The sequence below is a fragment of the Clostridium beijerinckii genome, assembly GCF_036699995.1.
Taxonomy (GTDB): domain Bacteria; phylum Bacillota; class Clostridia; order Clostridiales; family Clostridiaceae; genus Clostridium; species Clostridium helianthi.
Genome location: NZ_CP144906.1, coordinates 1,013,467 through 1,039,444 on the forward strand (window position 1 = coordinate 1,013,467; position 25,978 = coordinate 1,039,444).

Annotated in this window: 24 protein-coding genes; 22 read left to right on the forward strand and 2 right to left on the reverse strand. The window is 29.8% G+C overall.

Annotated elements, in window-relative coordinates; all coding sequences use genetic code 11:
- Positions 1-28: 28 nt before the first annotated feature.
- The 18 genes from PZA12_RS04830 (at position 29) to ppdK (ending at position 19,466) form a co-directional block, all read left to right on the forward strand.
- Entirely contained in the window at positions 29-1,579 is a 1,551-nt protein-coding gene (locus tag PZA12_RS04830; RefSeq protein ID WP_103698507.1) for a nitrite/sulfite reductase, read from the forward strand.
- 418 nt (positions 1,580-1,997) lie between these two features.
- A complete protein-coding gene (trmB, locus tag PZA12_RS04835) occupies positions 1,998-2,657 on the forward strand; it encodes a tRNA (guanosine(46)-N7)-methyltransferase TrmB (protein WP_078116565.1) in 660 nt (219 codons plus the stop codon).
- A 922-nt stretch (positions 2,658-3,579) separates the two neighbouring features.
- Positions 3,580-4,524 carry a 50S ribosomal protein L11 methyltransferase gene (gene prmA / locus PZA12_RS04840; RefSeq protein ID WP_077838084.1) on the forward strand — a complete coding sequence of 315 codons (945 nt, stop codon included), beginning with the start codon at positions 3,580-3,582 and terminating at the stop codon, positions 4,522-4,524.
- A 211-nt stretch (positions 4,525-4,735) separates the two neighbouring features.
- Positions 4,736-5,503 (forward strand): 16S rRNA (uracil(1498)-N(3))-methyltransferase, encoded by a 768-nt coding sequence (locus PZA12_RS04845; RefSeq protein WP_078116563.1) that lies wholly within the window; start codon positions 4,736-4,738, stop codon positions 5,501-5,503.
- A complete protein-coding gene (gene mtaB / locus PZA12_RS04850; protein WP_103698506.1) occupies positions 5,503-6,906 on the forward strand; it encodes a tRNA (N(6)-L-threonylcarbamoyladenosine(37)-C(2))-methylthiotransferase MtaB in 1,404 nt (467 codons plus the stop codon). Before PZA12_RS04845 ends, mtaB begins: the two co-directional genes overlap by 1 nt.
- A gap of 149 nt (positions 6,907-7,055) precedes the next feature.
- Positions 7,056-7,400 (forward strand): histidine triad nucleotide-binding protein, encoded by a 345-nt coding sequence (locus PZA12_RS04855; RefSeq protein ID WP_077838087.1) that lies wholly within the window; start codon positions 7,056-7,058, stop codon positions 7,398-7,400.
- Positions 7,401-7,543: 143 nt separating this feature from the next.
- The gene (gene rpsU, locus PZA12_RS04860) at positions 7,544-7,720 is read left to right on the forward strand and encodes a 30S ribosomal protein S21 (protein ID WP_008429643.1); all 177 of its coding nucleotides are present in this window, start codon (positions 7,544-7,546) and stop codon (positions 7,718-7,720) included.
- A 30-nt stretch (positions 7,721-7,750) separates the two neighbouring features.
- Entirely contained in the window at positions 7,751-8,203 is a 453-nt protein-coding gene (locus PZA12_RS04865) for a GatB/YqeY domain-containing protein (protein WP_077838088.1), read from the forward strand.
- 288 nt (positions 8,204-8,491) lie between these two features.
- Positions 8,492-8,770 carry a sporulation protein YqfC gene (gene yqfC / locus PZA12_RS04870; RefSeq protein ID WP_011968183.1) on the forward strand — a complete coding sequence of 93 codons (279 nt, stop codon included), beginning with the start codon at positions 8,492-8,494 and terminating at the stop codon, positions 8,768-8,770.
- A gap of 6 nt (positions 8,771-8,776) precedes the next feature.
- Complete coding sequence (yqfD, locus tag PZA12_RS04875) at positions 8,777-9,904, forward strand: sporulation protein YqfD (RefSeq protein WP_077838089.1); 1,128 nt, start codon at positions 8,777-8,779, stop codon at positions 9,902-9,904.
- Positions 9,905-9,964: 60 nt separating this feature from the next.
- Entirely contained in the window at positions 9,965-12,067 is a 2,103-nt protein-coding gene (locus PZA12_RS04880; RefSeq protein WP_103698505.1) for an HD family phosphohydrolase, read from the forward strand.
- 8 nt (positions 12,068-12,075) lie between these two features.
- On the forward strand, positions 12,076-12,579 hold the full coding sequence (ybeY, locus tag PZA12_RS04885) for an rRNA maturation RNase YbeY (protein ID WP_077838091.1): 504 nt from the start codon (positions 12,076-12,078) through the stop codon (positions 12,577-12,579).
- A 36-nt stretch (positions 12,580-12,615) separates the two neighbouring features.
- Positions 12,616-13,317 carry a diacylglycerol kinase gene (locus PZA12_RS04890; RefSeq protein WP_078116558.1) on the forward strand — a complete coding sequence of 234 codons (702 nt, stop codon included), beginning with the start codon at positions 12,616-12,618 and terminating at the stop codon, positions 13,315-13,317.
- 255 nt (positions 13,318-13,572) lie between these two features.
- A complete protein-coding gene (gene era / locus PZA12_RS04895; RefSeq protein WP_077838093.1) occupies positions 13,573-14,469 on the forward strand; it encodes a GTPase Era in 897 nt (298 codons plus the stop codon).
- A gap of 63 nt (positions 14,470-14,532) precedes the next feature.
- Positions 14,533-15,282 carry a DNA repair protein RecO gene (recO, locus tag PZA12_RS04900; RefSeq protein WP_103698504.1) on the forward strand — a complete coding sequence of 250 codons (750 nt, stop codon included), beginning with the start codon at positions 14,533-14,535 and terminating at the stop codon, positions 15,280-15,282.
- Positions 15,283-15,288: 6 nt separating this feature from the next.
- A complete protein-coding gene (locus tag PZA12_RS04905; RefSeq protein ID WP_103698503.1) occupies positions 15,289-15,918 on the forward strand; it encodes a DUF4342 domain-containing protein in 630 nt (209 codons plus the stop codon).
- Positions 15,919-16,117: 199 nt separating this feature from the next.
- On the forward strand, positions 16,118-16,756 hold the full coding sequence (locus PZA12_RS04910; protein WP_011968191.1) for a helix-turn-helix transcriptional regulator: 639 nt from the start codon (positions 16,118-16,120) through the stop codon (positions 16,754-16,756).
- A gap of 82 nt (positions 16,757-16,838) precedes the next feature.
- Entirely contained in the window at positions 16,839-19,466 is a 2,628-nt protein-coding gene (gene ppdK, locus PZA12_RS04915; RefSeq protein ID WP_103698502.1) for a pyruvate, phosphate dikinase, read from the forward strand.
- 135 nt (positions 19,467-19,601) lie between these two features.
- Here the strand turns inward: ppdK and PZA12_RS04920 are convergent, their stop codons facing one another.
- Complete coding sequence (locus PZA12_RS04920) at positions 19,602-20,165, reverse strand: TetR/AcrR family transcriptional regulator (protein ID WP_103698501.1); 564 nt, start codon at positions 20,163-20,165, stop codon at positions 19,602-19,604.
- Positions 20,166-20,467: 302 nt separating this feature from the next.
- On the opposite strand from PZA12_RS04920, the gene PZA12_RS04925 reads away from it, so the two are divergent.
- The 3 genes from PZA12_RS04925 (at position 20,468) to PZA12_RS04935 (ending at position 23,057) form a co-directional block, all read left to right on the forward strand.
- Positions 20,468-21,661: a multidrug efflux MFS transporter gene (locus PZA12_RS04925; RefSeq protein WP_103698500.1), complete on the forward strand. Its 1,194-nt coding sequence runs from the start codon at positions 20,468-20,470 to the stop codon at positions 21,659-21,661.
- 116 nt (positions 21,662-21,777) lie between these two features.
- Positions 21,778-22,368, forward strand: coding sequence for an isochorismatase family protein (locus PZA12_RS04930; RefSeq protein WP_103698499.1), 591 nt, complete (start codon positions 21,778-21,780; stop codon positions 22,366-22,368).
- A gap of 44 nt (positions 22,369-22,412) precedes the next feature.
- On the forward strand, positions 22,413-23,057 hold the full coding sequence (locus PZA12_RS04935; RefSeq protein ID WP_103698498.1) for an MBL fold metallo-hydrolase: 645 nt from the start codon (positions 22,413-22,415) through the stop codon (positions 23,055-23,057).
- 322 nt (positions 23,058-23,379) lie between these two features.
- Here PZA12_RS04935 and PZA12_RS04940 read toward each other — a convergent pair whose 3' ends face one another.
- Complete coding sequence (locus PZA12_RS04940) at positions 23,380-24,447, reverse strand: CotS family spore coat protein (protein ID WP_103698497.1); 1,068 nt, start codon at positions 24,445-24,447, stop codon at positions 23,380-23,382.
- Positions 24,448-24,775: 328 nt separating this feature from the next.
- Between PZA12_RS04940 and PZA12_RS04945 the strand changes: the two genes are divergently transcribed.
- Positions 24,776-25,801, forward strand: a complete 1,026-nt coding sequence (locus tag PZA12_RS04945) for a deoxyguanosinetriphosphate triphosphohydrolase (protein ID WP_103698496.1) — start codon at positions 24,776-24,778, stop codon at positions 25,799-25,801.
- The last annotated feature ends 177 nt before the right edge of the window (positions 25,802-25,978 follow it).

Consider the following 25,978-nt stretch of genomic DNA (forward strand, 5'->3'; position numbering starts at 1 on the left):
AAAATAATTATATTTAGGAGGAGAAAAAGTGAAGGAATTGAAGGAAAAATTATTAATAGAAATAGAAGAGTTTAGAGAATTAGGCAATAAGTTTTTATCTGGTGAAGTATCTATTATGGATTTTAAAAAAGTTTCTGGGGGAATGGGGGTATACTCAGAACGTAATAAAAAAGAATTCATGATAAGACTAAGAATTCCTTCAGGAATTAGCAGCTTTGAGAATATGAATTGGCTATGTGATATAGCTGATAAATATAATTTAGATAAATTTCATTTAACTACAAGAGAAGCAGTGCAGTATCATAATTTAACGATAGACCAGGTTTGTGGAATAATGAAGGATGGTATAGATAATGATATATATTCTAGAGGAGGCGGCGGAAACTTTCCAAGAAATGTAGCTATGTCTCCACTATCAGGTGTAGATAAAGATGAAGCGTTTGATGTGACACCATATGCATTAGCTGTAAATAAACATTTTTTAAGCAAAATAACATCATACAAATTTCCAAGAAAGTTTAAAGTATCTTTTTCAAGCAGCGACTCAGATCAGGGGCATTGTAATGTAGCCGATTTAGGGTTTTTAGCAACAATTAAAGATAATGAAAAGTATTTTAGAGTTTTTATGGGAGGCGGAATTGGAAGAAATCCTCAGGTTGCAGTTGAATATGATGAGCTTATAAAACCAAGTGAAGTTTTATATCATGTAGAAGCTATGACAAGTTTATTCGTAAAAGAAGGTAACTATGAAGATAGAAATAAAGCTCGTATAAGATATATATTAGAGAGAATGGGCAAGGAAAAATTCATAGAAACATATAAGGAACATTTAAAAGATGTGTTAGATAATAATGAATTAGATTTATTTGTAGAATCTAAGGAAATTACTAAAGAAGGTAAAGAAATTGAGCTAACCCATTCAAGATTATATTCACAAAAACAAAAAGGATTATACAGTGTGTATTTCCATCCAATTGGCGGACAAATTTCTGTTAAGACATTAAGAGAAATTTTAGATAAATTAAAAGCAGTAAAAGACTTAGAAATAAGACTTACCATGACAGAAGGTTTATATTTTAGAAACTTAAATGGTGATGAAGCTAAAGAACTTTTAAATGTAACACAAAATATTGGAGGAGAAACAGCTCTTCAGCAAAGTGTATCATGTATTGGAGTGCCAATATGTCAAGTTGGAATTTTAGAGAGTCAAAAAATGCTTAACAATATAATTAATTACTTTGCAGAAAAAGGTTATAATAAAGATATACTTCCAAGAGTTCATATATCAGGATGTGGAAATTCATGTGCAGTTCATGAAGTCGTTGGTATCGGACTTACAGGAAAACGTAAAAAAGTTGGAGATGCTGTTGAAGATGTATTTGAATTACATATTAATGGATCATTTGAAACAGGAAATGCAAGGCTCGGAAAAGTTTATGGTGACTTACTTGCTAGTGAAATACCAGAGTTTTTATATGAATTATCATTATATATAGAGAATAAAAATATGAATTTTTATGAGTTCGTAGAAAATAACGGGGATGAACTATTAAAAATAATAGAGAAATATAAAAAATAAGTCATAATATACAGAAGTTAAAATAGTACATTCTCTTAAGTAGGAGATGTACTATTTTTTATATTTAATAATAATAGAGGGGATAAGTATTAAATCAGATGAATTTTTAGATAAACAATTTAGGGGGCAAGAATTTTTAATTAGTATTAAGAAAGTATAAAAATACTTTGAGATAAAAGATTCAGCACAGATATTTGAGTAATTTGCAATACCTGTATATTTTTGAGATAAAAATTGCAATAATAATTTTTATAGGTATAATTATTATGAAGGATATGGCCGATTAATAAAATAATAAGACGGTATGAGAGTCTTGTTTATATAATATTGTGTCGATAAGTTCAATTTAATGATCTAAAAAACTTAATGGCAGTGAAGTGCTATTTTTAAAAGCTTATAAAAGATGGAGTGAACTAACATGAGAATGAGAAAAAAACCGTGGGCAAGACCTGAGCTTGAAGGTTGCGATTTTTTTGTTATAAATCCGAAAGAATATAAAGGCAAGTGGAAAGAATTTTTCGGTAATGATAAACCAATATATCTAGAACTTGGATGTGGGAAGGGAACTTTTATGGCAGTTCATGCCTCCGAGAATCCAGATATAAATTATATTGCAATTGACATAAAGGATGAGGTATTAGGATTAGCAAAAAGAAATATAGAAAAGGCTTATGAAGAAAAAAATAGGGAGACTGATAATGTAAAATTAATGGCTCAAGAGATAGGACTTATCAGTGAAATCTTAAGTAAAGAAGATGTTGTAAGTAGAATATACATAAATTTTTGTAATCCGTGGCCAAAGGAAAAGCATAAAAAGAGAAGATTAACACATATGAGGCAGCTTGAACAGTATAAAACATTTTTAAAGAGTCAAGGTGAAATTTATTTTAAAACTGACGATGATGAATTATTTGAGGAATCGCTTGAATATTTTAATGAAGCAGGGTTTAGAATTAAATATATAACATATGATCTTCACAATAGTGATGTTCAAGGAAATGTTCAGACTGAGCATGAAAAAATGTTTAGTGAACAAGGAATAAAAATAAAATTTTTGATTGCCATGAAAGACAATTAGATTTATAATGGCCAGAATTTAAGAATTTAAGAATTTAAGAATTTAAGAATTTAAGAATTTAAGAATTTAAGAATTTAAGAATTTAAGAATTTAAGAATTTAAGAATTTAAGAATTTAAGAATTTACCCGACCCACATGCGTTCGCGGGGTAAGTTCGAGGAACCAAATACAAGATTTGGAGCATCACTTTTGGACTTTCACTTAAGAATTTAAACATATGAAAAGATACGCACATATGAAAAAAGTGCGAAGCACAATTAGGATCAATTCACCTATAAAAAAGTGCGAAGCACAATTAAGATCGGTTCGCCTATGAAAAAGTGCGAAGCACAATTAAAATCAATTCACATATGAAAAAGTGTGAAGCAAAGTTAAGATCTTCTAAGCACAATAAGGGACTTACTGGTCACAATTGAGAAGTTTAATATTTTGAAATTTAAATATAAAACTAGATATAAATAAAAATATTTTAAAATATATAAATTTAACTAGATATATATGTAAGTAGTTAAATAGAAATCTATGTAAATAGTTAACTATATAAATATATATCAATGTTAAATATATAAATATGTAAATATTTATAGTTATTATGCGGGTTACAGACATGTAATATAAACATAATACTAAAGGGAATCCGACTTACATGCGTTCACTTGGTGCTCACAGAGTAAGCGATCATCATCAAATCATAAATGCCCAAAGGGAAGGCTGGAAGAGTGAAATAACAGATTTCGATTCTCACTTATACTTATTGTAAGGGGTATATATAATAACTTGAAAGAAATAAAATTAAATAGTTAACAAAGAGCAATTGTAGGAAAAAAATTTATGGAATTTAAAAATATTTTCAATACATTTAAAAAAATGTATTCCTAAATTGCAAACTGTTACTGAAACTGAATTAGAAAGGTTGATAAACATGGATGGAATATGGATTGAAGTTAGTGTAATAACAAAGAGCGAGGCATTAGAGCCTATATCAGGAATATTTTATGGATTAAATTGTCCTAATGTTGCAATAGAAGATCCGGAGGATTTACTTTCAAGAGATCAAGGACCATTAACTTGGGATTTTGCAGATATAAATATCTTAGAACATAAAGGAAATGCAGCTGTAGTTAAAGCTTATTTTTCTCAAGATGATAAGATTGAAGAGATTGTTGAATATGTTAAGGAAAAACTTTCTGAACTTAAAGAATTTGGAATAGATATTGGTGAAGGTACAGTAGAAGCTAAAAAGATGCACGAAGAGGACTGGGCTAATAATTGGAAGCAATATTATAAACCAGTTAAAATAACAGATAAGATTGTTGTTAAACCAATTTGGGAAGACTATGAAAAAAATGATGAGGAACTAATTATAGAGTTGGATCCAGGAATGGCATTTGGAACTGGAACTCATGAAACTACAAGAATGTGTATTCAAGCCTTAGATAAGTATGTAAAGCCTGATACAACAGTATTTGACGTAGGATGTGGATCAGGAATACTTGCTATTGCTGCTGCAAAGCTTGGAGCTAAACATGTTGTTGGTGTTGACCTAGATCCTGTTGCTGTTGATTCTTCCAAAGAAAATATAAGCTTTAACAATTTGAATAATATTGAAGTATTAGAAGGAAATCTTTTAGATGTAGTTGATGGAAAAGCTGATATAGTAGTTGCGAATATAATAGCAGAAATTATTTGCGTACTAACCGAGGATGTTAAAAAGGCTCTAAATGAAGGTGGATTATTTATAACTTCAGGTATAATTCACGATAGGGTAGATATGGTTACAGAAAAGTTTGCTGAATGTGGTTTTGAAGTGATTGAAATAAATAAAGATGGAGAATGGAACTGTATAGTTGCAAAAGCAATTAATTAGTATGAGTATAAATATAGATATTTGTAATGCAAATTTTGGTTGACGGTTTAAAAATGTAATTATGAAAGTAATGCACAATGTACAATTCGCAATGCACAGTTTAGGAGAAATCTCTAAGGGATTTTTAGAAAATATATAGTTGATATAGCGTAATCAACTATCATTTAATTGTGCATTGAGGATTGTGAACTGTGAATTAGATAGGAGTCGTATGCATAAGTTTTTTATTGAACCCCAAAATATTACGGAAACTGAAGGAAGGATACTTGGAGATGATGTAAAACATATTTACAAAGTTTTAAGGTTATCTGAAGGAGAAGAAGTAGTAATAAATAATTGTAAAGGTAAGGAATACTTAGGAGAAATAAAAACTATAACTAAGAGTGAAGTTATAGTTAACATAATTAAAAATTTAGATATAAACAATGAAAGTAAAGTTAAAGTTCATCTGTTTCAGGGACTACCAAAAGGTCAGAAAATGGATTTAATAGTGCAAAAGGGAACGGAACTTGGAGTATCTGAATTTATTCCTACGATAACAGGGAGAGTAGATGTTAAGCTTAAAGGAGAATTTAAAAAGCTTGATAGGCTAAATAGAATTGCTCTTGAGGCATGCAAACAATCAAAAAGAAGTGTAATTCCTCAAGTTAAAGAGGTTATAGATTTTAATGAGGCAATAAATGAATTAAAAAAGATGGATTTGATTATTGTACCTTATGAAAATGCAGAAGATTTTGGAATTAAAACTCTTGTGAGAAAATTAGAGAGAGATAATATAGATTTAGATACTATAAATAATGTTGGAATATTGATAGGACCTGAAGGCGGATTTGAAGAATCGGAAATTGATACTTTAAAAGAACAAGGTGCCTATATAGTGACTCTTGGAAATAGAATATTACGTACAGAGACGGCTGGATTTACAGCTACGGCATTAATTCAATATGAATTAGGAGATTTAGGAGGAAAGCTATCATAATGGGAGAAAACCAAATGAAATTAGTCAGAGTAGGTAGTGACAAGACTAAGCTTAAGAAGTTATCTAACAAAGAACCAATAAAAAATACAGAGGGAAAGAGTCTTGTGGCTTTTGCAACTCTTGGATGCAGGGTAAATCATTATGAAACAGAAGCTATGGCGGAAAAGTTCATAAGAGAAGGTTATGAAGTAACTGACTTTGAAGGTTTTGCTGATGTTTATGTTATAAATACTTGTTCTGTAACTAATATGAGTGATAAAAAATCAAGGCAAATAATTAGCAGAGCTAGAAGAAGAAATGAAAATGCAATAATTGCAGCCGTTGGATGCTATTCGCAAGTTGCTCCAGAAGAAGTTTCTAAAATACAAGGGGTAGATGTTGTACTTGGGACTAGAAATAAAGGCGATATTGTTTATTATGTGAATAAGGCTAAGGATGAACAAAAACCTCAGTTAATGGTTGGAGAAGTTCTAAAGAATAAACAGTTTGAAGAATTAAATATAGAAGAGTATCAAGATAAAACAAGAGCATTTTTAAAGATACAAGATGGTTGCAATAGATTTTGTGCATATTGTCTGATACCTTATACCAGAGGAACAACTTGCTCAAAAGATCCTCAAAAAGTATTGCATGAAATAAAGAATTTAAGTGAACATGGATTTAAAGAAATAATATTATCAGGAATACATACAGCATCTTACGGTGTTGATTTAGATGGAAATGTAACTTTAATAACTTTATTGGAAGAAATAGAGAAACTGGATGGAATTGAAAGAGTTAGGATAGGTTCTATAGAACCTAGTTTCTTTACAGATGAAGTTATCGAGAAAATGAAAAAAATGAAGAAACTATGTCCACAATTTCATTTATCACTTCAAAGCGGCTGTGATGCAACTTTAAAAAGAATGAATAGGAGATATACTGCAAAAGAATACGAGGATGCAGTTAATAGAATAAGAGAAAACCTTAAAGATGCCTCAATAACTACGGATGTAATCGTAGGTTTTCCAGGTGAAACTGATGAGGAATTTAACGAAACTTATGAATACTTAAAGAGAATTAAGTTAACTAAAACACATATATTCAAATTCAGTCCAAGAAAAGGAACCAAGGCTGCGGATATGCCTAATCAAATAGATGGAACTGTAAAGGATAAGAGAAGTAAGGCTTTAATTGAACTGAATGCAAAGAATGAAGGAGATTTTAGTAAATCTTTAGTTGGAAGAGAATTAGATGTATTAGTTGAGCAAGAAGTATCTAATAAGCCTGGGGTATTTGAGGGGTATACAAGGAATTATGTAAAAGTTGAAATTCCGAATGGAAATAAAGATATGATAGGAAAAATAATTTTATGTAAAATAATAGCCTCGGATGGGGAATATATTGTTGGAAAAAATATATAGTTTTGGTATAATATAAATCAAGATAAGATCGATTAAAGATCATTTTTGGAATAAGATATATAATTCAAAGAGAATTTCTGAATATGAATTATAAAATCTCGATTCTTACGTTTTTGAGTTGAGATTGTTACTTAGAAGGAGGTGAATTTATGGAAGGTTGTATATTTTGCAAAATTATAAGTGGGGATATCCCTAGTAAAAAAATATATGAGGATGATAAAGTTTATGCTTTTTATGACATAAATCCTGAAGCTCCAACTCATTTTCTGGTTATTCCAAAAGAACATATCGAAAGTGCTAATACTTTAGATGACAGCAATATTGATATTGTATCACATATATTTAAAGTTATTGGTAAATTAGTAGTAGATCTTGGAATATCAGATAAAGGATATAGGGTTGTAAATAATTGCGGTGATGATGGAGGACAGACAGTAAAACATATTCATTTCCATGTACTTGGAGGGAGAAGTTTACAGTGGCCACCAGGCTAAAATTTGAGTTGTTATTTGATCAATAGTAGCTGGAGATTTTTTCTTAATTTCTTGACATTATTAATTTAAATATTGTATAATATAGCATGTGTTATTAAGCCCATAGCTGAGTTAATTTAAGCTAGCGGAGGGAGGGATAGTAAATGTCAGAAATTAAAGTTGGAGAAAACGAAACACTTGAAAGTGCGTTAAGAAGATTTAAGAGAAAATGTGCTAGAGCTGGGGTTCTTTCTGAAGTTAGGAAGAGAGAACATTATGAAAAGCCAAGCGTTAAGAAAAAGAAGAAATCAGAAGCTGCTAGAAAGAGAAAGTTCAAATAATGATATTTTCTTTTGAAAGAAGGTACAAAAATGTCATCAATTAAAGATAGATTGCAAGATGATTGGAAAATTGCTTTAAAAGCAAAAGATAAATTCACAGCTAGTGTAATTAGTACAGCTAAAGCTGCAGTATTATTAGTTGAAAAAACTGATAATAGAAAGCTTGAAGATGATGAAGTTATTACAATATTAGCTAAAGAAATCAAGCAAAGAAGAGAAGCTATGCTTGAATTTGAAAAGGGGAATAGGCAAGATTTAATAGATCAGTCTAAGGCTGAGATTGAAATTTTGTTGAAATACCTTCCTCAGCAGTTAAGTGAAGAAGAGATAAAACAATTAGTAAAAGAATCAGCTGAAGAAGTGGGTGCAAATAGCATTAAAGATATGGGAAAAGTTATGTCAGCTGTTAAACCTAAAGTAGTAGGAAAAGCTGATGGTAAACTTGTAAGTCAGCTTGTTAAAGAATATTTAAATAATAAATAAGAATAAAATTCAAGGTTGTTTTGAGTTTTATACTAATATAACAGGACATAGGATTATAAATAGTATCCTATGTCCTGTTTCATTGTTATCTAAAATTGGACTAGCAATGAAAGGATAATATTGTGTTCATATAACTAGAATACATCATAGTAAATGAATTAGATAAAGCCATAATAGTAATAATTGGCTTTATTTTTTTGCAGGAAATTATCATTATTATTAAATTATAGAATTAATTCGCAAATCCTATCATAAATTACAATGAGGAAGTTTATGTGGGAGGAAAGTATGGAAGAAAAATTTCAAAGAGGTAAAGAAAAGATACTTAGCAAGTTAGATTTTCCAAGTGACATTTCATTAGATCTACCAAAGATAATAGTTGTGGGAAACAGAGAAATAACTATTGAAAATCATAAAGGCATTATATTTTTCGAAACTAATATGGTTAAAATAAATTCTAGAATAGGTGCAATTATAATTGAGGGGAAAGAGTTCGAAATACTTTTTATTGCAGAAACAAGTATAACAATAAGCGGAATCTTTAAAGGTATTTCATATGAGAGGTAAAATATTATGTTTAGCAGCTTAAAATCGGGACAAGTAACCATAGAAATTAATGCTTTAGTGCCAGAAAAGATATTAAATGCCTTTTGGAATAGCCAAATCTATACCTGTAATATAGTGAAAGTAAGCTTGACAACGGTAAGAGTAACTATATATTACAGAGATTATAAAGATGCAGAAATATTAATAAAAAAATATAAAGGGAAAGTTAAGATAGTAAGAACTAGTGGAATAATAGTTTTACTTATGAAAATGAGAAGAAAGATTTCTCTAGTTATAGGGATGGGATTATTTTTTTCTGTAATATATATATTATCAAATTATATTTGGGCTATAGATATAGAGACGCAGAGGAATTTAAGTCCATTTGAAGTTAGACAACAGCTCTCATCAATTGGAATTAAGCCAGGGCTTAGCAAATCACAAATCAATGTATATCAAATAGAAAAAAAGATGGAAGACTTAAATAGCCAGATAATGTGGATTAGGGTTAGGGTAGAGGGATCTACGTTAAAATTAGTTATAAAGGAAAAAGTAAATCCTCCGTCTACAGAAAAAACATTATATAATCAAGTTGTTGCTAAAATGGATGGAGAAGTAAAGAGAGTATATACGAATTCAGGAAATCCAGCAGTTGTGCCAGGAGATATAGTAAAGAAAGGTGACGATCTGATATTGCCTATCCAAGGAAGGGAAGGCTTTGAGATGGAAGTAAAACCGAGTGGAACAGTTATAGCAAATACTTTTTATGATAAATTTATGGAGGTTCAAGTAAGTGGAGAAAAGCTTGAGAGAACTGGTAACAAGAATAGTGATATGTATTTAAACTTTTTTGGAAAAAAAGTTTACTTGAAAAAAGCTATAAATCAATTTGAATATTATGATAAAATAGAAGAGAAGGATGGTTTCTTTAATAAGATAACATATTTCGAAAAAAAGGGTATAAATGTAAACTTAGATAAAGAAAGTACAGTTAAAGAAGCTACAGAAAAGTTAGAGGGTTCATTGAGAAAAACACTTAGCAACGATGCAAAGATAATAGATAAGAAAACTACAGTAGAAGATATTGAAGGCGGAAAGATCTTGATTAATGTTAAATTTACTGTAGAACAGGATATTGCTAGAAACGTATCATAAGGGGTATTCAAAGTTGTTTTTATGCCTATTACTTATTATTAAGATGAAAAGGTGAATTACATGGATATAAAACAAAATAATAAATGGAAAAATAATAGAATTCAAAGAATTGTATTATTTATACTTGTATTTAGTATAGGCTATTTATTGCTTGTTACCGCAATAACTCCTAAGCAATATAGCTTAAAAGAGGGAGATATACCAAGAGTAGATATAAAAGCTCCAAGAGATATAGTGGATGAAAAAGCTACAAAGGAAAAAGAAGATCAAGCGGCCGAAAAGGTAGGAAAACAGTATACATCAAAGCCAGAAGTTAAGAAGGAAGCTGAGGATAATGTAAGGGCATTGTTCGATAAACTTGCATCATTAAGCAATATGGCGAGCTCTACCGTAGCTGATAAGCAAACTGAGCTTAAGAAATTAACTATATTTCAATTAACAGATGAACAATGTAAGGCGTTGATAGGAATATCAAAAGACACTTTGCCTGGCATAGAAGACAAAATAGTAAATATAATTGACGGCGCATATGAAAAAAATATACAAGAAAAAGATGAAGGTGCGTTAAAAGAAGCAAAAGGAGTTGTTTCAACTCAAATAGATAATTTAAACTTAGATAAAGATGTATCGAGTGCTTTAAAGCAAATAGCTCAAACACAAATAAACCCGAATGTTTTTTTTGATGAAGAAAAAACACAAGAAAAGATACAAGAAGTCAAGAAGAATGTATCTAAAGTAATAATAAAACAAAATCAGATTATAGTTAAAGAAGGAGAACCTGTAACACAAGATCAAATTGATATTTTATCAGACCTTGGAATGCTTAACGATGAGAATGTAACAGCTTATGTATATATTTATTTAGCTCTTGCAATATTTTGGATGATAATATTGTTTCTTCAATATGGATATGTGAGAATAAATTATGGTGAAATATATAAGAACAATAATAAGCTTATTCTTATAAGTACAATCAATTTGATTTCACTTGTATTAGCTAGAACTGTAGGGGTTATATCGCCATTTCTAATTCCGTTCGCTTGCGCCCCTATGATGCTTACGTTATTGCTAAATTATAAGATATCATTTGTACTTAGCGCTTTAAATGCAATAGTTATAGGTGCTTTAAATGGTTTTGATGTTCAGATTATTATTTTAGGAATAGTAAGTTCGGTATTAGGTGCAGCATTCTTGAAAAAGATGCAACAAAGAAATGAATTGCTATATTCAACATTGTACACTGCTGTTGTTACCGTAATACTTACATTGTCTACGGGAATATTAATATCGAGCAATTTCGGAGATGTATTAGTAAAAGGTGGGATCACATTCATTGGAGGCCTTTTGTCAGGAATATTTGCATTAGGAATATTACCATTTCTAGAAGGTACATTTAATGAGGTTACTACACTAAAGCTGCTAGAATTATCAAATCCCAATACACCACTGTTAAAAAAATTATTAATGGAAGCTCCAGGAACATATCATCATAGCATGCTTGTTGCAAATCTCTCAGAAATGGCAGCAGAAGAAGTCGGAGCTAATTCAGTAATTACAAGGATAGGATCATATTATCATGATATTGGAAAAACAGAGAGGCCATATTTCTTTGGAGAGAACCAAATGGGGATAGATAATCCACATGAGAATATACCTCCAAATTTGAGTGCTATGATAATAAAATCTCATGTTAAAGATGGTCTAGAGTTAGCTAAAAAATATAAGCTTCCTAAGGTTATCCAAGATATCATATTAGAGCATCATGGTAAAACATTAGTAAAGTATTTTTACTATACTATGAAAAATAGTGCTGAAAATCCAGATGAAATAAAAGAAGAAGATTATAGGTATGAAGGCCCAATACCAAGCTCAAAAGAAGCTGGAATAGTAATGCTATCTGATAGTGTTGAAGCGGCTGTAAGATCAATTAAGAAACCTACTAAAGATGCAATTAACCAAATGGTTAATTGCATTATAGATGATAAATTATCATCAGGACAATTAAACGATTGTGATTTAACATTAAAAGATATAGAAAAAATAAGAGTATGTTTTTTGACTTCGTTAAATAGCATATACCATCAAAGAATAGAATACCCTAAAGAAAAAATGAAGGATTTCAATGGTGAAAACAATAAAGGTGAATTTAAAACTAAGGAGTAGTTTAAATAATGATTTATGTGGATAATAGACAAAATAAAGTAGAAGCAAGTGAAGAATTAATAGAAAGACTAACGGAAGTAATAGAATTTGCATTAAAAGAAGAGGAAGTAAATATGAAATGTGAAATTTCATTATTGTTCGTTGATAATAATGAGATAAAGGAAATAAATAATGAGACAAGAGGAATAAATAGAGAAACAGATGTATTATCTTTTCCTATGTTAGAATACGAAAATAAGAAAGTGTTTAAGGATATTTATAAAGATTATAAGTTTTCTCAATGTGATTTTGATGGTGATGAACTTGTACTTGGAGATATAGTTCTTTCACTAGAAAAAGCATTAGAACAGAGTAAAGAATTTAATCATTCGTATGAAAGGGAGGCTTCATATTTAGTTGTGCATTCAGTATTGCATCTATTGGGGTATGACCATATGGAGGATGATGATAAAACAATTATGAGAAGTAGAGAAGAAGATATTTTAAATAAACTTAACATAATTAGAGGGTAATATTTTTTATTATGTAAATAGAAGTAGGGGTAAATAATGAAAATGAAAAAAACACTGGAAAGCTTCAATAATGCCATAACTGGGATTATCGATACTGTAAGAACTGAACGAAATATGAAAATACATTTAATTGTGGCTTTAGTAGTACTGATTGCAAGCTTTTTCTTTGACATAACAAAATATGAGTTTCTGATATTAGCTGTTACAATAACTATGGTAATAGCTGCTGAACTTATAAATACAGCCATAGAAGCTACTATAGATATGACAACTAATTATTATCATCCTTTGGCTAAGATTGCCAAGAATGCGGCGGCAGGTGGAGTATTAATAACAGCCATAAATGCATTACTAGTTGGCTATATTATATTTTGGGATAGGCTCAGTAGATTTTCATTTTCTTTGATTAATAAGGTAAAGAATTCAGAGCCATATACAATATTGATTGTTCTAGTAATAGTGTGTATAGTAACTATAATAGCAAAAGCAATATTTGGAGAAGGGACCCCGTTAAAAGGGGGAATGCCAAGTGGGCACAGTGCTTTGGGATTTTCAATAGCAACAGCAATATCGCTAATAACGGAGGAACCAATTTGTATTCTATTGAGTTTCCTATTGGCATTTATAACTGCACAAAGTAGAGTAGATTCAGAAGTTCATAGCATTTTAGAGGTAATAGTTGGAGCTATATTTGGTATATTATTAACTTTGTTTATCTTTACATTATTTAGGCTTTAATTAAATATAGAATAATAAAAATAATATTTATAGGAGAAGATATAAGATGAAATAAAACTTATATTGTCTCCTATTTCTTAAATTATAAGAATTTATGATTTAATCCATAAGGAAACAATTGGGAGTAGTTATTAAATTATTATATGATCAAATTAATAATAGTAGATTGTCAATTTACTTATAAATAGAGTATACTATTTGTAAAATAGGATAACGTTAGTTAAGCTTTTTTAAGCTTATTTTGAGGAGGAAAAAATGTTTAAATCAGGATTTGTTACAATAGTTGGAAGACCTAATGTAGGAAAATCGACTTTATTAAATTATATAATGGGGGAAAAGTTATCAATAGTTTCTAATAAACCTCAGACAACAAGAAATAATATACAAACAATATTGACAGGTGATGATTATCAAATGATATTTGTTGATACACCAGGTATACATAAACCTAAACATAAGTTAGGAGAATACATGGTAAATTCAGCAAAAGAATCTACTAAAGATGTTGATTTAGTATTATTCTTAACAAATCCAGATGAGGAGATTGGAAAGGGCGATAAATTTATATTAGAAACCTTAAGGGATAAAAAGTGTCCTGTATTTTTAGTTTTAAATAAAGTTGATGAAAGCACGCAAGATAGAGTGGCAAAAAGTTTAGAAATGTATGCAAAAGAATTTAAATTTGCAGAGATAATACCTATTTCTGCAATAAAAGGGAAAAACGTTGATGTATTAGTAGAACTTATGAAGAAGGCAATGCCAGAGGGACCTAAATATTATCCAGATGACATGATAACAGATGTTCAAGAAAAGTTTGTAGTATCAGAAATAATTAGAGAAAAGGCTTTAAGAACCTTGAGAGATGAAGTGCCTCATGGTATAGCAGTAGATATAATTCAAATGAAACAAAATGAAATAGGAACATATCATATAGAAGTAGATTTAATCTGTGAAAAAGATTCACATAAAGGAATAATAATTGGAAAGAATGGTCAAACACTTAAAAGAATAGGCGAAAATTCAAGATATGAATTAGAAAGATTTTTAAGATCCAAGGTTAACCTAAAAATATGGGTAAAAGTTAGAAAAGAATGGAGAGATAATCAACTTTTATTAAAAGAATTAGGATATAAAGCGAATTCAAAGAAATAAAGTATTAATTAGAAATAGATAATTAGCCTAACATATTATTTTTTTATATATTCTAAGTGGGAGATGGTTAACCTGTCAATAGTTGAAACAAAAGCTGTAATTATAAAAACACAAGATTTTAAAGAAAATGACAAACTAGTTTGGTTTTATACTGAGAAGTTAGGTAAAATTACAGCTATAGTTAGAGGTGCTAAAAAAAGTAAAAGTAAGTTCTTAGCATTGACATTGCCATTATGTTATGGAGAATATATGGTATATAAAGGTAAGAGCTTGTACACTCTTCAAGAAGGAAAAATAATTCAATCTTTTCAAGGACTTTTAAATAATTTACATAAACTTACATATTCCTCATACTTATGCGAATTAATAGATATTGCTTGTGCTGATAATGAAATTGATATGGAACTTTTTAAGACATTGATTACAACATTATACTTACTGAATACAGATGCCTTAGATTATGAACTACTAATAAGAGCATTTGAATTAAAATTGCTGAAAACAACTGGATATAATCTAACATTGAATAATTGTAGCGTATGTAGAAAAAAGATATCTTCATCTAATTATATAAGTTTATCCCACTATGGAGGTATATGTGATGAATGTCCCAAAGAACATGGAGTATTTATTTCAAAAGGTGCATATAATGCTTTGAGGTTTTTGATGAATATGGATATAGATAAATTATATAGACTAAATTTAAATCATGAAATAAAAAGTGAGATTGAAAAAGTAATTACTTTTTTAGTATCTAATAGCTATGCTAAAAAGCCTAAAAGTTTGGAGATGTTAAAATTTATTAAGGAGTGATGATTTATGGAAAATATAACATTAGAAAAAGTTGATATGATACGTGAAAGAACAGGAGTAAGCTATGAAAAGGCAAAGGAAGCTTTAGAAGTATGCGAAGGAGACGTATTAGAGGCCTTAATATACATTGAAAAGTCTCAAAAGTTATCAGATATTAATGATGAATTTGTTACTGAGGAAGTAAATAAGGCGCCTATCTCTATAGAAGAACTAAAGGCTTTGATTAAACAAATAATAGAAAAAGGAAATGTTACTAGAATAAAGGTTAAGAAAGATGATAAGGAACTTGTAGATATCCCAGTTAATGCAGGAATTGCAGCAGGAGTCGTAGCTATCATAATTCCACCAATACTTGCAGCAGGAGTTATAGCAGCAATAGCAACTCAAATTACAATAGAGATAACTATGGAAGATGGATCAGTGGAAGTTGTAAACACCTATGTTTCAGAAGTTGCAAGTAATGTTAAAAATAAGGCCGCTGATTTTGCTGATAAAATTAAGACTAAGGTTAATGAAATGAAGAATGATATAGGCAAACATAGCGATGATTCAAAACAAAAAGTATATACTGGTTCAGATACTGTATATACCTATACAGTTAATTTTGATGAAGAGAAAGAAAATTCAGAAAATTAAGTGATATTGAGAGTAATATAAAGAAAAATAGATATATAAGTGATATAAAATTAATATACAAGAAATATTTAGCGAATTTATTTGATTTTTCTGAAAATTAAGTCTAGTCAAACAATAATTACATGATATAATTAGAGAGTAGTAAAAATTAATGAATTTGAACTAGATATTTCTTGTATTTACAGAAAGAGGGATAAGATTGAAATTATCACCTAGGCAAGAAGAAATAGTATGCTTAGTAAAAGAAAATGCACCTATAACTAGTGAAGCTCTTGCAGAAAAAATTGGAGTTACTAGAGCTGCGCTCAGGGCTGATTTAGCAGTACTGACTATGATAGGAACTTTGGATGCTAGACCTAAGGTAGGTTATGTATATACAGGAAAGACTTCTAATGGATTAATTTATTCAAATATTAACAAAATTAAAGTGTCCGAAATAATGTCAAAACCTGTAACTGTCAGTGAAGATACGATGGTATATGATGCAATCGTATACCTATTTCTCAATGATGTAGGGACATTATTTATAGAAAATAATGGGGTGCTTACAGGTGCAGTCTCTAGAAAAGACTTTCTCAAAATTTCAATAGGGGGGACTGATATACATAGGGTTCCTGTTGGAGTAATTATGACAAGAATGCCAAATATAATTTGTGCAAATAAGAATGACAATGCATATGATTTGGCTAAGAAAATTATTGAACATGAGATTGATAGTATTCCGGTTGTTGAAATAATAGAAAAGTCTGATGGAAAAGATCAGATGAAGATAATCGGAAAGGTTTCTAAGACTAACATAACAAAATTATTTGTTAAAATTGGAGAAAATGAGAATTAATTAACAGGGTAGCTACGAAGTCTTTAGATAGGCATCGATAGTAAATATAGTGAGAAATAATAAGAAAAGAGGGAGTATTGAGATGTCAAATAAGTATGTATATCTTTTTAGTGAAGGAAATGCTTCAATGAAAAATCTACTTGGAGGAAAAGGCGCTAACTTAGCAGAAATGACTAGTCTAGGAATTCCAGTGCCAGATGGTTTTATTGTTACAACAGAATCTTGTAATAAATATTATGAAGATGGTAGAAAGATTTCTGATGAAATAATAGGTCAAATCTATGAAAGTTTATCAAAGCTTGAAGAATCTACAGGTAAGAAATTTGGAGATAATACAAATCCTTTACTAGTTTCAGTAAGATCTGGTGCAAGAGTTTCAATGCCAGGTATGATGGATACTATCTTAAACTTAGGATTAAATGATATAGCTGTGGAAGCAATGGCAGAATTGACCAATAATCCAAGATTTGCATATGATTCTTACAGAAGATTCATTCAAATGTTCTCTGATGTTGTTATGGGAATAGAAAAGAGATTATTTGAAAATAAAATTGATGAACTTAAGGAGAAGAAAGGTGTTGAATTTGATACAGATTTAACAGCAGATGACTTAAAGGAATTAGTTAGTGAATTCAAAGAAATTTACAGAAAAGAAAAGGGTGAGGAGTTCCCAAGTGATCCTAAAGCTCAATTAATAGAAGCAATTACAGCAGTATTTAGATCATGGGATAATCCAAGAGCTATAGTATATAGAAGATTAAATGACATCCCAGGAGAATGGGGTACAGCTGTAAATGTGCAGCAAATGGTATTTGGTAATAAGGGAGAAACATCAGGAACAGGAGTTGCATTTTCAAGAAACCCTGCAAATGGTGACAATGCTATATATGGTGAATATCTAATGAATGCACAAGGTGAAGATGTTGTTGCTGGTATTAGAACTCCACTTGAAATTGGAAAATTAAAAGAACAAAATCCAGAAATATATGCACAATTTGAAGGAATTGTTAATACACTTGAAAATCACTATAAAGATATGCAAGACATGGAGTTTACTATAGAAGAAGGTAAACTATACTTCTTACAAACTAGAAATGGTAAGAGAACAGCTCAAGCTGCTTTAAAAATTGCTGTTGATTTAGTAGAAGAAGGAATGCTAAGCAAGGAAGAAGCAATTTTAAAAGTTGAACCAAAACAATTAGATACATTATTACACCCTGCTTTTTATACTGAAGATTTAAAGAAAGCTACACCAATTGCAAAAGGATTACCTGCATCTCCTGGAGCTGCATGTGGTAAGATAGCATTTACTGCTGATGAAGCTAAAGATAGAGCAGCACTTGGAGAAGATGTTGTACTTGTAAGACTTGAAACTTCACCAGAAGATATAGAGGGAATGATAGCAGCACAAGGTATCCTTACAGTAAGAGGGGGAATGACTTCTCATGCTGCGGTTGTTGCAAGAGGAATGGGAACTTGTTGTGTAGCTGGATGTGGAACTATAAGAGTTGATGAAGCAAAGAGAACTGTAGAAGTTAACGGAAAAGTTTATACATCTGAAGATTACATTTCAATTGATGGTACTTCAGGAAATGTATATGGAGAAAAAATAAAAACAGTTACACCAGAAATTTCAGGACATTTTGCGACATTCATGGGATGGGCTGATGAAATAAGAAAATTAAAAGTTAGAGCTAATGCAGATAGTCCAAGAGATGCAAAACAAGCTGTTGAGTTTGGAGCAGAAGGCATAGGTCTTTGCAGAACAGAGCATATGTTCTTTGCAGAAGATAGAATTATGGCTGTAAGACAAATGATTACATCTAAAGATTTAGAACAAAGAAAAGTAGCTTTAGATAAGATATTGCCAATGCAAAAGTCAGATTTCATAGGAATTTATGAAGCATTAGAAGGAAAAGCAGTTACAATAAGATTATTAGATCCACCTCTACACGAATTCTTACCAACTGTGGATGCAGATATAAAAGAATTAGCTAGAGAAATGGGAATAACTTATGAAGAATTAAAATCTACTGTTTCAGAATTACATGAGTTTAATCCTATGATGGGTCATAGAGGATGCCGTCTTGCAGTTTCTTACCCTGAAATTGCTGAAATGCAAGCAAGAGCTATTATAGAGGCAGCAATAGAAGTTAAAACAACTAAAGGTTACGATATTGTACCTGAAATAATGATTCCATTAGTTGGAGAAATTAAAGAATTAAAATATGTTAAAGATGTAATTGTATCAACAGTTAAAGCTGTTATGGAAGAAAAAGGAGTAACTTTAGATTATAAGGTTGGAACTATGATTGAAATTCCAAGAGCAGCATTAACAGCTGATGAAATAGCAAAAGAAGCAGAATTCTTCTCATTTGGTACAAATGACTTAACTCAAATGACATTTGGATTCTCAAGAGATGATGCAGCTAAGTTCTTATCTGCTTATTATGAAAAGAAGATTTACGAACAAGATCCATTTGGTAAATTAGATCAAACAGGAGTTGGTTCTCTAATTAAAATAGCAGTAGAAAAAGGAAAATCTACTCGTTCAGATATCCATTTGGGAATTTGTGGAGAGCATGGTGGAGATCCTTCATCAATTGAATTCTGCCATAATATAGGACTTAACTATGTATCATGTTCACCATTTAGAGTTCCACTAGCAAGACTTGCAGCAGCACAAGCGCAAGTAAAAAATCCAAGATAACTTTAATAAATTAAACAATAGCATAATTTTAACCTGAAAGCCTGATATAATAGGTGGTTAAATACGGATTATGATGTTATAAAAATGATAGAGTATTGTGACTTAATTTCATTAATGATTTTAAGTCACAATACTCTATTTTTTTGAAAGTGATGAAATAAAGTCATCTATCATAGATTCAAAGCTCTCATCTAAAGTTACTTCATTATTATGAAAATATCCAAATGAATATAACGACACAAAACCATGTAGAAGACTTCGTAAGGTTCGGCTCTTATGAACCAAGAGAATTTCATCTTTAATGTAAAATTCTAAAAGCTGACGAATGATACGAGTAGTTCCTTTTGCCAAATTAAATAACTCTAAGTTTTCAGTACTTGGAATACTCATGAAAAGTCTATAAGCGGTTGTATTTTCAAAAGCAAATTCTTTATAAACCCTAGCATATTCTTTTATGGCATCATCACCACTCTTACCAATTAACATCTGCATTAATTTTTGATTCAATTCATTTAAAAGATATATTGTCATTTCTATTTTAAGGCTATCCATATTAGTAAAATGATTATATAAAGAAGGAGATTTTATATTCAATTTTTCAGCTATCTTTTGGAAGGTAAGTTGATTAAGACCAATTTCATCTGCCAAAGAAAAAGAAACCTGAATAATTTTTTCTCTAGTTAAATTTCTTTTTTGCATTCACTTCTCACCTCTATAATCTTATTGTATAACAGTAGTTTAACATTACAAAATATATTTTTCAAGCTATATATCATAGTTTTTATTATACAAACTGTAGTTTACAAACTATAAATTATAGTTTATAATTAATTAATGATAAGGAATGACAAAATAAGAAAAATAAATGATGTACAATTTACTATTATTTTATTTATTAACATTTCTATTGCGCTTCATTCTATTTTGGATAACTCCGTTTAATAATTATTATCAAGAGATTTTATTATAAATTAATTTAAATAAAAGAAGGGAGTATATTTATGGAAATATGGAGGAAAAATTTAATAGTATGTTGGTTTGGAATATTTGTGGCTGCTATAGGAATGAGTCAGATTGCCCCAGTATTACCACTTTACATACAGCATCTTGGGGTTCAAGATACAGCAACAATTACAAAGATTTCAGGAATTGCCTTTGGGATCACGTTTATAATTTCTGCTATTTTTTCACCAATTTGGGGAAGTGCAGCTGATAAATATGGAAGAAAACCAATGATACTTAGAGCAAGCCTTGGCATGGCAATAACTATAGGTTGCATGGGGTTTGCACCAAATGTGTATATACTTATAGGCTTAAGGTTGCTTCAAGGTGTAATTACTGGTTACAGTACAGCTTGCACTGCACTTATTGCAACTCAAACTGATAAGGAACATGCAGGATATGCGTTAGGTACACTATCAACAGCAAGTATCGCAGGTTCTTTACTAGGCCCAACAGTTGGTGGTTTTATAGATGAGATATTAGGATTACAAAGTGTATTTTTCATAACAGGAGCTTTACTTTTGATTTCATTTATTACAACGCTTATATTTGTAAAAGAATCTTTTGTTAGAGAAGAGAAAAAGGTACTTACTATTAAGGAAGTTTGGAGCACTGTTCCAGAAAAAAGCTTAACTATCACGATGTTTATAACATTTTTAATACTAGCCATAGCATTATATTCTGTAGAACCAATTGTAACTATATATGTTAAGCAGTTATCTAATAATAGTTCACATATCGCCCTTCTAGCGGGAATTACATTTTCAGCTTCTGGTCTTGCAAATATAATTGCTGCTCCAAGGCTTGGAAAACTTTCAGATAAGATAGGAGCTCATAAAGTAATGTTAGCATGTCTTATAGGTGCGGTGATTATTTTTATACCACAAGCTTTTGTACAAAATACTTGGCAGTTAATGGGACTTCGATTTCTATTAGGACTAGCATCTGCAGGGCTCAATCCATCTGTAAATATTATATTAAAAAAAATTACGCCGTCTTCTCTTACTGGCAGGGTATTTGGTTTCAATATGTCGGCAGGATATTTGGGGGTATTTGGAGGTTCGGTTTTAGGCGGGCAGATTGCAGGAATTTTAGGAGTTCAATACGTATTTTTTATCACAAGTGCATTGTTACTAATAAATGCGATTTGGGTTTATTTTAAGGTTTATAAAAAACTCAATTCTAATGAATAATTATTATTAGATTGTTAGAGTGTTAGATAAATAATTTTTATAACAAGTATTAAATAATTTTTATTTGATCAATAATTTAATTCTATAAAAAATAAAATGAAAAGGGAGATATAAATATGGAAAATCTAAAATTAAATGAAAATGAATTTATTAATGCAGAAAAAAGTGCTCTTGTACTTATAGACTTACAAAATGGAATTGCAGGTAGAGAGCTTTCACCTCATACAAGTGAAGAGGTTCTTCAAAATGCAAGCAAGTTAGTTAAGGCGTTTAGTGATAAAGGAGCATTTATAGTTCTTGTAAGAGTATCTACTATAGACGGTAAAGATATGGTTAAACCAAAAACTGATTTAAAGGCTACTGGGATGAAATATCCAGAAGGATGGGATAACCTTGTACCTGAAATAGCAGGTACTAAGAATGCACATATTGTTACTAAGAGGCAATGGGGTGCATTCTATGGGACTGATTTAGACTTACAGCTAAGACGTAGGGGGATTGATACTATTATATTGGGTGGGATTTCTACTAACATTGGTGTGGATACCACAGCAAGAGAGGCTTATCAAAATGGATATAATCAAATTTTTGTAGAAGATGCAATGACAGCTGTAACGAAAGAAGAGCATGATTATGTTTGTAAGTATATCTTCCCTAGGATTGGAAAACTTAGGAGTACAAAAGAAATAGTTTCATCATTAAAATAGAAATAAAATAGAAACCCCAATATTAAAAAGATTGGAGAATTAAAATGAAAATTAAATGGTTTGGTCAATCATGTTTTATGATAACATCTCAAAGTGGAATAAAAGTATTAACAGACCCATATAAGAAAATGCTTGGCTACAAATTGCCTGAAATGGAAGCTGATATAGTATCTACAAGTCATAATCATAGTGACCATAATAACATAAATATAGTCAAGAGTAGTTTTATACACATAAATGAACCCGGCAATTTCTTAGAGCATGGAATAGAAATAAAAGGTTCCCAAACATTTCATGATAAAACTTCTGGATCTAAGAGAGGGAAAAATACTATATATAATTTTAAGATTGATGATATAAATATTTGTCATTGTGGTGATCTTGGACATCTTCTAAATTCAGAGCAGATAGAGAAAATAGGAAATGTAGACATACTACTTCTTCCTGTTGGTGGCTTAGCCACACTTAATGCAGTAGATGCTGTTCAAGTAATGAAGCAGTTGAACCCAACAATTGTTATACCTATGCACTACAGGACAAAAGCATTAGGGATAGTGGGGTATGTCTTTGGTAAGGTTGATAAATTCATTTCAGCTTCAGAACTACAAGTAAAAGAATATGAGGAACTTGAATTAAACAAGGCAAATATTAAAGGTTATTCAGGGATTGTTGTGCTTAAGTATGATTAAAACTCGATTTTAAAAATAGGATATATACTTAACTGCAATTATATTTACCAATTTCAAGAACAATAGTTAATTCGAAATATTCGTATTTAACTAATGGAACTGTAAATTTTAGTAAAGGGAGATTTAAATCGAATAATATTATAAAAATATATGGCATTGTAATTTTAAATTACAATGCCCTTATGTGCTTACGATATTAAGTTATTATTATGAACTTATTTTAAAATATTCGATGCTCAGATACGGTTAATTTTTATAAGATTTCGAAGAAAAGAGAAGATTAGTTCTACCTAATAAAATATATTGTTTTACAGAAACAATTTTAAAGTAAAGTCATATTGAATTTTTTTTGTACTTGATTTATTATATCTAGCGCAAAATCATATTGAAGATTTGTTTTTGATGTCGCGTTTATTATTAAAGTTAAGAAAGCAGATTTATTGCACTTGTGAATATTCCTATAGTAGTCTCTTGATATCCTCCAGTATTTTTGCGGAAAGCAAATATAAGAAATTAAGTAACGTAAATCTGAGTGTGTTAAAGGACACAATTCATTATAGACATCTAATATAGATAGAGCTAACTCAACATTCCATTTTGTGTTTTCTCGTTTAAGTAATCTTCGCATAAAATATGCTAGATCTTTTGCACTGTAATCTACTTTGCACTTATCAAAATCTATCACCCAAGGATCTAGATCAGGAGGAAAAATTAGATTTTTGTTTACATAGTCACCATGGCATAAAGATTTACTTAATTCATTATTGTCAATTTTATTTGATATGTCTAGAGAGAGTTTAGCAAGGCGTAAATTTGTATCAAAACTTGAAATAAATTGTCTTGAAAATGAATCTTTGTATTTAAACGATTCATTTGATGCTTTAAGTAAATCTTCAAAATGTTTTAAGGTAGATATGTAATAATCCTCAAATCCTTCTTTTGCTGAACTTCCTAAAATAGGTTTAAATTTACGAGATACTGAATGAATCTCAGAGAGTTTTCTTACAGAGATTAAAACATGATCCAAATTATCGAAATTACATTTCTCACCCTCAATCCAAGGAGTTAAGATAAAAAGCATATCTCGATAAGATACAAATCTATTATTATCAATTGTAGGTAAAAGTTTTGAGACCCTAATATTATTTCTATATAGCCACTCAATGGCTGAATATACATATAGCAAGTCATTTAAATTATAATAAACTTTTTTTAGACAGTAATTTTTCTCTTTATAATTTACCCTATAAACTGCTCTTTGCTTATCAGTATCTTTAAATTTGATTATTGAAATCTGAGAGTTTTGTAAATTATAGTATGGTAAAACATTTTGTTTTATAATTTCTGGGGAAAGATTAGATTCTTGTAAAGATAAAACTTCAGTACCCATAAATACGCTCCTTTATAAGGTGATTTTTATTGAATTTTTGTGATACAAGGTAAACTTTGATTGAAAGTTATACCTTAAGTAAACTCAATATATTTTTAAAACTTTAATTAGTATATAGAAATATATATTAGTAAGATTTCTAGATTAAAAAAATTCCTAATTATTAAATAATATTAATTTAATTCTAGTATTAGACTAAAAATAATAAAAAATAAAAATTAATGAATATAAAGATAGTATTTTTTAGTTATTTGCAAATAATAAATATAGTTAATAAATAGAGGAATATAATGATATAGATAGAATACATAAAAAGAGGTGATAATATATGAATGTAAGAGAAAAAATTCAAAATTTTGAAAGCTTGACATTAATTAAGGAAGCTGCTTTTTCAAAAAATTCTATTGGCAGAAAAATTAAAGAAGAAGATGATGATATTAGAACTTGTTATATGCTTGATAGAGATAGAATTATTCAAAGCAAATCATTCAGGCGCCTCAAGCATAAAACACAAGTATATATAAAAACATTTGGAGATCATTATAGAACTAGATTAACTCATACATTAGAGGTATCTCAAGTTGCAAGAAATATTGGAGCCGGAATCGGATTAAATGAAAATTTAATTGAAGCTATAGCGTTAGGGCATGATCTTGGGCATGTTGCTTTTGCACACAATGGAGAAGAAGTGCTAAATGAATACTTAGAAGATGGATTCCGTCACAATGAACAAAGCGTTAGAGTTGTTACTAAACTTGAAAATAACGGGCAGGGACTTAATCTAACTGAAGAAGTAATTAATGGAATATTAAATCATAGTGGGCTTGGAAGCGTTAAAGATATAATTACATTAGAAGGAATAGTGGTGAAATTTAGCGATAAAATGGCGTACTTGAATCATGACATTGATGATTCTATAAGAGCAGGTTTATTAAGCAAAGAAGAGATTCCAAGAGAAATTGTTAGAGTATTGGGAGATACTTCAAACGAAAGGTTAAATGTCTTAATTAAAGATTTTATAAAAAAATCAAATGATAATCTCAACAATGGGATAAAGGAAATTGGATTAAGTCCAGAAATAAGTGAAGCAATGACTGAACTTAGACAATTTATGTTTAAAAATATATATTTAGGGGATACATTAAAGGTTGAAAGAAATAAGGCGAAATTTGTTTTGAATCAATTAATTAAACATTTTGAGGAAAATCCTCATGAGATGCCAGATATTTATATGAGCATAGCTAAAAACGAAGGCTTAAAACGAGGAGTTGCTGATTATGTGGCGGGAATGAGTGATGATTATTGCCTATCACTATTTAATAAAATATTTATCCCTAAGTTTGTAATAGATTAATTATATATGAGATTCATGTCTTAGAAAGTTTAAAACTATAATGAATTTAATAATATTCTCAATGAATAAAGATTTGCAATAAAAAAAGAGGATTTTAAATTAATAAAAAGAATTACTTTAATATATAGTATTATTCAATAAATATTATTTTATAACTGGTGAAACTTTAAATTAAAA

Bases quoted from the DNA above. Each gene is read 5' to 3' on its own strand.
- ppdK (WP_103698502.1), top strand. From the start codon at position 16,839: ATGTCAAATAAGTATGTATATCTTTTTAGTGAAGGAAATGCTTCAATG.
- PZA12_RS04880 (WP_103698505.1), top strand. From the start codon at position 9,965: ATGGATATAAAACAAAATAATAAATGGAAAAATAATAGAATTCAAAGA.
- PZA12_RS04925 (WP_103698500.1), top strand. From the start codon at position 20,468: ATGGAAATATGGAGGAAAAATTTAATAGTATGTTGGTTTGGAATATTT.
- yqfD (WP_077838089.1), top strand. From the start codon at position 8,777: ATGTTTAGCAGCTTAAAATCGGGACAAGTAACCATAGAAATTAATGCT.
- PZA12_RS04930 (WP_103698499.1), top strand. From the start codon at position 21,778: ATGGAAAATCTAAAATTAAATGAAAATGAATTTATTAATGCAGAAAAA.
- prmA (WP_077838084.1), top strand. From the start codon at position 3,580: ATGGATGGAATATGGATTGAAGTTAGTGTAATAACAAAGAGCGAGGCA.
- recO (WP_103698504.1), top strand. From the start codon at position 14,533: ATGGTTAACCTGTCAATAGTTGAAACAAAAGCTGTAATTATAAAAACA.
- PZA12_RS04920 (WP_103698501.1), bottom strand. From the start codon at position 20,165: ATGCAAAAAAGAAATTTAACTAGAGAAAAAATTATTCAGGTTTCTTTT.
- PZA12_RS04945 (WP_103698496.1), top strand. From the start codon at position 24,776: ATGAATGTAAGAGAAAAAATTCAAAATTTTGAAAGCTTGACATTAATT.
- mtaB (WP_103698506.1), top strand. From the start codon at position 5,503: ATGGGAGAAAACCAAATGAAATTAGTCAGAGTAGGTAGTGACAAGACT.
- era (WP_077838093.1), top strand. From the start codon at position 13,573: ATGTTTAAATCAGGATTTGTTACAATAGTTGGAAGACCTAATGTAGGA.
- PZA12_RS04940 (WP_103698497.1), bottom strand. From the start codon at position 24,447: ATGGGTACTGAAGTTTTATCTTTACAAGAATCTAATCTTTCCCCAGAA.
- ybeY (WP_077838091.1), top strand. From the start codon at position 12,076: ATGATTTATGTGGATAATAGACAAAATAAAGTAGAAGCAAGTGAAGAA.
- PZA12_RS04905 (WP_103698503.1), top strand. From the start codon at position 15,289: ATGGAAAATATAACATTAGAAAAAGTTGATATGATACGTGAAAGAACA.
- PZA12_RS04845 (WP_078116563.1), top strand. From the start codon at position 4,736: ATGCATAAGTTTTTTATTGAACCCCAAAATATTACGGAAACTGAAGGA.
- PZA12_RS04855 (WP_077838087.1), top strand. From the start codon at position 7,056: ATGGAAGGTTGTATATTTTGCAAAATTATAAGTGGGGATATCCCTAGT.
- trmB (WP_078116565.1), top strand. From the start codon at position 1,998: ATGAGAATGAGAAAAAAACCGTGGGCAAGACCTGAGCTTGAAGGTTGC.
- PZA12_RS04935 (WP_103698498.1), top strand. From the start codon at position 22,413: ATGAAAATTAAATGGTTTGGTCAATCATGTTTTATGATAACATCTCAA.
- PZA12_RS04890 (WP_078116558.1), top strand. From the start codon at position 12,616: ATGAAAATGAAAAAAACACTGGAAAGCTTCAATAATGCCATAACTGGG.
- PZA12_RS04865 (WP_077838088.1), top strand. From the start codon at position 7,751: ATGTCATCAATTAAAGATAGATTGCAAGATGATTGGAAAATTGCTTTA.
- rpsU (WP_008429643.1), top strand. From the start codon at position 7,544: ATGTCAGAAATTAAAGTTGGAGAAAACGAAACACTTGAAAGTGCGTTA.
- yqfC (WP_011968183.1), top strand. From the start codon at position 8,492: ATGGAAGAAAAATTTCAAAGAGGTAAAGAAAAGATACTTAGCAAGTTA.